Origin of the sequence: Streptomyces sp. NPDC047981 (assembly GCF_040653315.1) — a bacterium.
In the GTDB taxonomy this organism is placed as follows: Bacteria; Actinomycetota; Actinomycetes; order Streptomycetales; family Streptomycetaceae; genus Streptomyces.
Genome location: NZ_JBEZNQ010000081.1, coordinates 25,364 through 32,687 on the forward strand (window position 1 = coordinate 25,364; position 7,324 = coordinate 32,687).

Annotated in this window: 8 protein-coding genes; 4 read left to right on the plus strand and 4 right to left on the minus strand. The window is 71.9% G+C overall.

The features are described 5' to 3' along the window. Positions 1-25 precede the first annotated feature (25 nt). Together AB0E14_RS32785 and AB0E14_RS32790 are read right to left on the minus strand one after the other, a co-directional pair. On the minus strand, positions 26-919 hold the full coding sequence (locus tag AB0E14_RS32785; RefSeq protein WP_362426610.1) for a pyridoxal-phosphate dependent enzyme: 894 nt from the start codon (positions 917-919) through the stop codon (positions 26-28). A gap of 18 nt (positions 920-937) precedes the next feature. After that, positions 938-1,528: an N-acetylmuramoyl-L-alanine amidase gene (locus tag AB0E14_RS32790; RefSeq protein WP_362426613.1), complete on the minus strand. Its 591-nt coding sequence runs from the start codon at positions 1,526-1,528 to the stop codon at positions 938-940. A 313-nt stretch (positions 1,529-1,841) separates the two neighbouring features. On the opposite strand from AB0E14_RS32790, the gene AB0E14_RS32795 reads away from it, so the two are divergent. After that, positions 1,842-3,257 carry a family 2B encapsulin nanocompartment shell protein gene (locus tag AB0E14_RS32795; protein WP_362426616.1) on the plus strand — a complete coding sequence of 472 codons (1,416 nt, stop codon included), beginning with the start codon at positions 1,842-1,844 and terminating at the stop codon, positions 3,255-3,257. Positions 3,258-3,364: 107 nt separating this feature from the next. Further along, positions 3,365-4,408 (plus strand): family 2 encapsulin nanocompartment cargo protein polyprenyl transferase, encoded by a 1,044-nt coding sequence (locus AB0E14_RS32800; RefSeq protein WP_362426619.1) that lies wholly within the window; start codon positions 3,365-3,367, stop codon positions 4,406-4,408. A gap of 37 nt (positions 4,409-4,445) precedes the next feature. Here the strand turns inward: AB0E14_RS32800 and AB0E14_RS32805 are convergent, their stop codons facing one another. After that, the gene (locus tag AB0E14_RS32805) at positions 4,446-5,021 is read right to left on the minus strand and encodes a TetR family transcriptional regulator (protein WP_362426622.1); all 576 of its coding nucleotides are present in this window, start codon (positions 5,019-5,021) and stop codon (positions 4,446-4,448) included. Positions 5,022-5,140: 119 nt separating this feature from the next. Here AB0E14_RS32805 and AB0E14_RS32810 point away from each other — a divergent pair, with 119 nt between their 5' ends. Together AB0E14_RS32810 and AB0E14_RS32815 are read left to right on the plus strand one after the other, a co-directional pair. Beyond that, positions 5,141-5,722: a dihydrofolate reductase gene (locus AB0E14_RS32810; protein WP_362426640.1), complete on the plus strand. Its 582-nt coding sequence runs from the start codon at positions 5,141-5,143 to the stop codon at positions 5,720-5,722. A 420-nt stretch (positions 5,723-6,142) separates the two neighbouring features. Continuing rightward, positions 6,143-6,562 carry a DUF6304 family protein gene (locus AB0E14_RS32815; RefSeq protein WP_362426625.1) on the plus strand — a complete coding sequence of 140 codons (420 nt, stop codon included), beginning with the start codon at positions 6,143-6,145 and terminating at the stop codon, positions 6,560-6,562. 41 nt (positions 6,563-6,603) lie between these two features. On the opposite strand, the gene AB0E14_RS32820 is transcribed toward AB0E14_RS32815, so the two are convergent. Beyond that, positions 6,604-7,065, minus strand: coding sequence for a group II truncated hemoglobin (locus AB0E14_RS32820; RefSeq protein ID WP_362426628.1), 462 nt, complete (start codon positions 7,063-7,065; stop codon positions 6,604-6,606). Between the last annotated feature and the right edge of the window lie 259 nt (positions 7,066-7,324).

The window sequence follows — 7,324 nt, forward strand, 5'->3', positions numbered from 1 at the left end:
CTCGGGAAGGGTTCTCCGACGGGCCTCACGAAGGGGAGCCCGTCACCACCGCGGTGATGCTCGTCCCCCGTTCGAACGCGCCCTCCTCGGCGAGGACGACAAGTCCGTAGAGCATTTTGGCGACATACAGCCGCTCGATGGCGATTCCATGCCGCGCCTCGAAGTCCTCGGCGAACGCGTCGAGCGTCGGATTCGTCCGGGCGTAACCGCCGCCGTGGAAGCGCTCGTCGAGGCTCCAGTCGCCCCGCGGGCCGCCGAACGCGGCGCGCTGCAGTTCGCGTACCTCCCCGCCCAGGAAACCGCCCCTGAGGACCGGGACGCCCAGCGCCCGCTGCCCGGGGCCCAGACCGGCCGCCAGGCCCGCGAGGGTGCCGCCGGTGCCGCAGGCGACGGCGACCAGGTCCGAGGCGCCGCGCAGCTCGCGCCCGAGCTCCACGCACCCCTCCACGGCGAGGGCGTTGCTGCCCCCTTCGGGCACGACGTACGTCCCCGAAGGGGACCGGTCGAGGAGGCCGGCCAGCACCTCCGGATCGGCCTTCGCCCGGTAGGTGGCCCGGTCCACGAACACCAGCCGCATGCCGTCGGCGGCGCACCGGGCGAGGGAGGGGTTCAGGGGCCGGTCGGCCAGCTCCTGGCCCCGCACCACGCCGATCGTGTCGAAGCCGAGCAGCCGGCCGGCGGCGGCCGTCGCGCGCAGGTGGTTGGAGTACGCGCCGCCGAAGGTCAGCACCGGCCGGCCGGCCGCCGCGCGCAGGTTGAGCGCGAGCTTGCGCCACTTGTTGCCGGGCAGGTCCGGATGGATCAGGTCGTCGCGCTTGAGCAGCAGCCGCAGGCCGCGCCGGGTGAAGCGCTCGTCCTCGACCGGCTCCAGGGGGGACGGGAGCCGGGCGCCGAGGTGGGCGAGGTCGAACGCGTTCACCCGGCCATTGTCCACCGGCTACCGGAGGCGTTCGGCGATCCGCCCCCGCATCGAGGCCATCGTGAAGCCGCGCGGATCGACCTTGCCCGGCTGCCACTCCAGGTGGCCGATCACCGAGCGCTGGGTCCAGCCGTGCGCCCGGCAGACCGCCGCGGCGGCCTTCTCGATGGCCTCCAGCTGGACCTTGGGCCAGGGGTCGACCCCGTCCCCGAGGTTCTCGCACTCGAAGCCGTAGAAGTGCCGGTTGCCGTCCACGGTGGCCTCGTTGTCCGGGGGCAGCCGGTGCTCGGCGATGACCGCCCGCAGCACCTCGTCGTCCCCGGCCCCCGCGTGGTTGGCCCGGCCGTAGCCGACCAGATGGACCGTGCCGTCCTTGGCGATCACGCCGTGGCAGAGCGGCCCGGGCAGGGTGCTGTGGCCGTCCCGGCAGAGCCGGACGGTGTTCGCGGTGCCCCGGGTGACCGTGTGGTGGATCATCACGCCGTGGACGGGCCCCCAGGGGCCCTTGTGGTTGCGGTTGTGGGTGCGCCAGTCGCCGACCTCGACGACCGTCAGGCCCTCGTCGCGCAGGGCGGCGAGGAACCTGCTCGCGGACATGGGTGGGGCCATGGCCGACTCCTTCGGGATAGCAGCGGGTTCGAGACGGGGCGAAGCACCCCGCGTACCGGAGTGCCGAGTACCGGCGTACCGAGTGCCGACTACCGGCGTACCGGAGTGTCCGCCTCCGAGCCACCTGTTCGGGACCTGTGCGAGCCGATCCGGACACCGGGTCACGAGGCGTGCGGGGCTGGGCTGTTCGAGTGGAATCGAGTGACATGCCCAGTCGTAAGCCGATCACTCCCACTCATTTGTGTAATGGCGCGCCCACGCTCCGTGCTGAAAGGCTTCCTCTCGCAGGTCATTCACATCGAGAGGGAGTTCCATGTCCGTTGGTTCGGTTGGCGACGAGGTACGCGCGGATCAGGCGACGCCGCAGCAGAGTCTCGGCACCGCCGCCGCACGGAACCTGGCGACCACCACCAAGTCGGCGCCGCAGATGCAGGAGATCACCTCCCGGTGGCTGCTGCGGATGCTGCCGTGGGTGCAGGTCCAGGGCGGTACCTACCGGGTGAACCGGAGGCTCAGCTACTCCGTGGGAGACGGTCGCGTCACCTTCGTCCAGACCGGAGAGCGCGTCGCGGTCATCCCCGCCGAGCTCGGCGAACTCCCGGCGCTGCGCGGATACGAGGACGAGGAGGCGCTCACCGAACTCGCCGCCCGGTGCCGCCAGCGCGAGTACGCGCCCGGAGAGATCATCGCCTCCGCAGGCGAACCCACCGACCGCGTCCACCTCCTGGCGCACGGCAAGGTCGAGCAGATCGGCGAGGGGCCGTACGGCGACGAGGCGGTCCTCGGGGTCCTCGCCGACGGCGCGCACTTCGGCGACAGCGCGCTGACCCACGCGGACGCCACGTGGGAGTGGACCGCCCGCGCGGCCACCGCCTGTACCGTGCTCGAACTGACCCGCGACGACGTGCGCAACCTCGCCGAGCGGGCCACCTCGCTCGCCGACCACCTCGCGAGCGTCGCCGCGCTGCCCGCCCAGCGCAGCAACCAGTTCGGCGAGGCCGCGATCGACCTCTCCGCCGGTCACGTCGGCGAGGCGGTCGTCCCGCACACGTACGTGGACTACGACGCCTCGCCGCGCGAGTACGAACTGTCGGTCGCCCAGACGGTCCTGAAGGTCCACAGCCGCGTCGCCGACCTCTACAACCAGCCGATGAACCAGACCGAGCAGCAGTTGCGGCTCACGGTCGAGGCGCTGCGCGAGCGCCAGGAGCACGAGCTGATCAACAACCGCGAGTTCGGCCTGCTCTCCAACTGCGACTACGGGCAGCGCCTCCAGCCCCACGACGGCGTGCCCAGCCCCGACGACATGGACGAGCTCCTCTCCCGGCGCCGGGGCTCGAAGATGTTCCTCGCCCACCCGCGCGCCATCGCCGCCTTCGGCCGCGAGTGCAACCGGCGGGGCCTGGTCCCCGAGTCCATCGAGATCAACGGCAACAGGATCCCGACCTGGCGCGGAGTCCCGATCTTCCCGAGCAACAAGATCCCGGTCTCGGACGCCCGGACCACGTCCATCATCTGCATGCGTACCGGCGAGGCCGACCAGGGCGTGATCGGTCTGCACCAGACGGGCCTCCCGGACGAGATCGAGCCCAGCCTCTCGGTGCGCTTCATGGGCATCGACGAGCAGGCGATCATCTCCTACCTGGTCACGGCCTACTACTCGGCCGCGGTCCTCGTCCCCGACGCGCTCGGAGTCCTGGAGAACGTGGAGGTCAGCCGCTGGCGCTGACGCGCCGGCCCCGGTGACCGTGGCGGGGGTCCGTGCCGACCGGCCCCCCGCCACGACCTCACACGCCAAGCGACCCACGGACTCAACGTAGAGGGGGAAGTGTGACCATGACCCGGGCGGACGCCGTGGGTGGCTCCCAGGGTGCCGTGGCGCTCCTCGACCAGACGAGGAACGTCGTCGATCCTCAACTGCGCTCGACCATCGAGTCGTTGCCGGGTTCGATACGGCGCGTCGCGATGTACCACTTCGGCTGGGAGCAGGCCGACGGGTCCCCGGCCGCCGCGCAGACGGGCAAGGCGATCCGGCCCGCGCTCGTGCTCGCCGCCACCCGCGCGCTCGGCGGTGACCCGGCGCCCGCCGTGCGGGCCGCCGCCGCGGTGGAACTCGCCCACAACTTCTCGTTGCTGCACGACGACATCGTGGACGAGGACCCGACCCGACGGCACCGCCCAACGGCCTGGACGGTGTTCGGCATCCCCGACGCGCTGATCGCGGGCGACGCCATGCTCGCCCTGGCGTTACGGCTGCTCGCCGAGGACGGCCACCCCGCCTCCGCGGCGGCTTCGGCGAGGCTCGCCGCCTGCGTCATCGAGCTCTGCGCCGGTCAGCAGGCGGACTGCGCCTTCGAGCATCGTGACGCCCGTGAGGTCAGCCTGGACGAGTGCCTCGCCATGGCCACCGCCAAGACCGGCGCCCTGCTCGGCTGCGCCTGCGCCCTCGGCGCGCTGTACGCGGGCGCGGGCGAGGAGGAGGTCGCGGCGATGGACGCGTTCGGCCGGGAGGCCGGGCTCGCCTTCCAGCTGATCGACGACCTGATCGGCATCTGGGGCGACCCGGAGCGCACCGGCAAACCGGCGGGCGCGGATCTCGTCGCGCACAAGAAGTCGCTGCCGGTGGTCGCGGCGCTCGCCTCGGGCACGGCGGCGGGCGAGGAGCTGGCCGAGCTGTACGCCCGTACGGAACTCGACGCCGACGCGGTACGGGCGGCGGCGGACGCGGTCGAGCGGGCCGGAGGCCGGGACTGGGCGCAGACCCAGGCGGCCGACCTCATGGGCCGCGCGGTCCAGCAGCTCTCCCGGGCCGTGCCGGACCTGGCCGCCGCCGGCGACCTGCTCGCCCTGGCCGAGTTCGTCACCCGCCGGACACGGTGACGCGCGGGCGTCGGGCGACGGCCGGCGCGGCCGTGCTTCAGGCCTCCGGCACGATCCGGTTGACCACGGTCTCGATGAGCGCGTCCAGTTCGCGGTCGTCGTGGAGGCCGGGAACGGTGAAGTGGTCGAAGAGCAGCCCGTTGAGGGCGAAGTAGAGCAGCCGGACCGTGTCCGCGTCGCCCGGCATGCCGGACTCGATGTGCGTACGGATGTTGAAGTCCAGGTCGGAGCGGAGCACCTTGGTGAGCTGCGTGCGCAGCTCGGGGCGGCGCGTGGCCTCCAGCCGGAGCTCGAAGAGCCCCAGGTAGCAGGTGCGTTCGGCGGCCATCCGGCGGGCCAGCCAGCGCATCAGCTCCAGGACCAGCGTCCGGCTGGGCTTCGGCCGGAAGGCCGCGACGAGCGAGTCCGGCTCCGGGGTCATCCGGACGAAGATGCGGTCCGCGACCTGGGAGAGCAACTGGTCCCGGTCGGAGAAGTAGTTGGACGAGGTGCCCGTGGGCACGCCTGCCCGGGCGTCGACCGCCCGGAAGGTGAGCCCCCGGGCACCTTCGTCCGCGAGCACCTCGATCGCCGCGTCGAGCAGAGCCGTACGGCGTTCCTGGTTCCTGGCCACCGGACCTCCTGATTCCACTTCTTCCCGGAAGATAGCCCTTGCGTAACCACTACAGGTGAAGCACTATGACTGTCGTGGTTGCGACCGCAGCCTACATCGTGAAGAAGAAAAGGACCGGTTTGCGCAAGCTCACCTACTTCATCGCCTGCTCCATCGACGGCTTCATCGGCGACCCCGAGGGAGACGCCGCGTCCATGTACCAGTTCGTGGACGCGCCGTTCCTCGAGTACCTGAAGGCCGAGTACCCGGAGACCATCTCGGCGCAGGGGCGTGAGGCCCTCGGGATCGACTCCGAGAACAAGCGGTTCGACACGGTCGTCCAGGGCCTGAACTCGTACCGGCTCGCCCTGGACATCGGCATCACCAGCCCCTACGGCCACCTGCGGGAGATCGTCGCGACGCGCTCGCTCACCGAGTCGCCCGACCCGAACGTCGAGCTGATCTCCGGCGACCTGGTCGGCCGGATCCGCGAGCTGAAGGCCGAGGACAGCCCGCTCGGGATCTGGATCTGCGGCGGCTCGCAGATCGCCGGCGCGCTGATCGAGGAGATCGACGAGCTGGTCATCAAGACGTACCCGCAGGTCTACGGCTCCGGCATGCCGATGTTCGGCGCCGGCTTCGAGCCCCGCGACTTCGAACTCGGCGAGGTGCGCGCGTTCGACAACGGCGTACTCGTCCGGACGTACACCAGGAAGCGGTGACGGGAGGCCCGCCCTACCCTGAGAGGTATGGGCAGCGAGACCCCGCGTACGGTACGGGACCCGCAGGCCACGCCCACGTGTCCGGCCTGCGGAGACCCCGTCGGTATCGTCGCGAAGCGGCACAAGGTCATGGGGGCCTGGGTGCCGGAGTGGGAAGTGCAGCCGTGCCGGAACGCGCGATGCGCGCGGCACGAAGGTCATGAGGGCGCGGACGGACGGGCCGCCCCTGCGCCCGCTCCCGAGGGCGGCGCGGCAGACGCGCCCGGGGGCGGACCGGCGAGCGGCGCGGAACCCGCCACGGGCGCGTGACGGAAGCCGCTACCACGCACGTGACCGGCAAGAACGGTGAGATCGGGAGAAGTCCGGCCACAGGGTGACCGGGTCGCGCGAAGGAGTCGTTCCGCCCGCTACAGTCCGCGCATGTCATCGGAGTCGACGGAAGTGTGGACCGGCTGGTACCGGGACCGCAGCGGCGCGGAAGCGATCGCGATCACGGTGGACGGACAGCAGGTGTCCGCCCGCATCAGGGGTGTCGCGTACACGGGCGCGACCTTCGCCGCGTTGAGCGCGGCGGAGAAGGGTGGCGAGGCCCTCACCGGGTGCGTACTGGAATGGGATCTGCCGCTTCCTGTCGTCGTGGACGGCGCAAGTCAGCAGGCCACCCTCAGCTGCCTGCTGACGCTCGGCGAGCGGGCGGACCTGAGCCTCACTCTGCACTACGGCGGGACGGCCTACGAATCGGGCATCGCCGGCGGTGACTTCGAGGACGCGCTCGACCGGGTGAGGCGCCAGCTCCCGGCCGGCGCGACGTTCGGCCGCCGCCTGCTCCAGACCGCCTGAGGCCCGAGTCGGGGCGTACGGGGTCGCGGGGCGTACGGCGGTCAGGCCAGGCCGTCCCAGCCCCAGCGCGGAGTGGGACCCGGATCGCCGAGATCCGTGCCCGGTGCCGAGGCCGACACGTCCTTGGCGATCCGCGTACCCCAGTCGAAGTACTCCACCACCCGGCGGCGCAACAGGGCGTCGTCCGGCAGCTCCTTCTCCACCGCCGCCGTCATCAGCTCCATCCAGCGCAGCCGCTGCTCCTCGGTGATGCCGAGCCCGAGGTGGGCCCGGAGCAGCGCCTGGTGCCCGCCCAGTTCCGCCGTGAACTCGGCGGGCCCGGAGAACACCTCGGCCAGCCAGACGGCGACGTGCTCGACGTGGGCGGGGGTGAAGTCGGCGAAGACCGGTGCGAGGAGAGGGTCGGCGAGGACCGCCTCGTAGAAGGTGTCGGAGAGCCGGCGCAGCGCGTCCGCGCCGCCCACCGCCTCGTACAGGGTGCTCGTGCGACGCTCGGCGGTCACGGGACGCCTCCGGGTTCGGTCCGTGCGGGGTCTGTCCGTCCGGGACACGCCCGTCCGGGATCAGTCCCCACAAGCATCCACTCAACACGGCCTCGATCCAAGGATGTTCGCCCTCGGCACGCCCAGCGATCGCGGGACGCCCAGCGGTCGCGGCAGCCGCGGCGGGGCGGACGGCCGTGGTGGCGGGCGCCCCCCCCCCCGGGGGGGGGTGGGAGGGGCGAGCCACCAAGCAGCAAGGCCAAGCGTGCGCAGGGGCCGC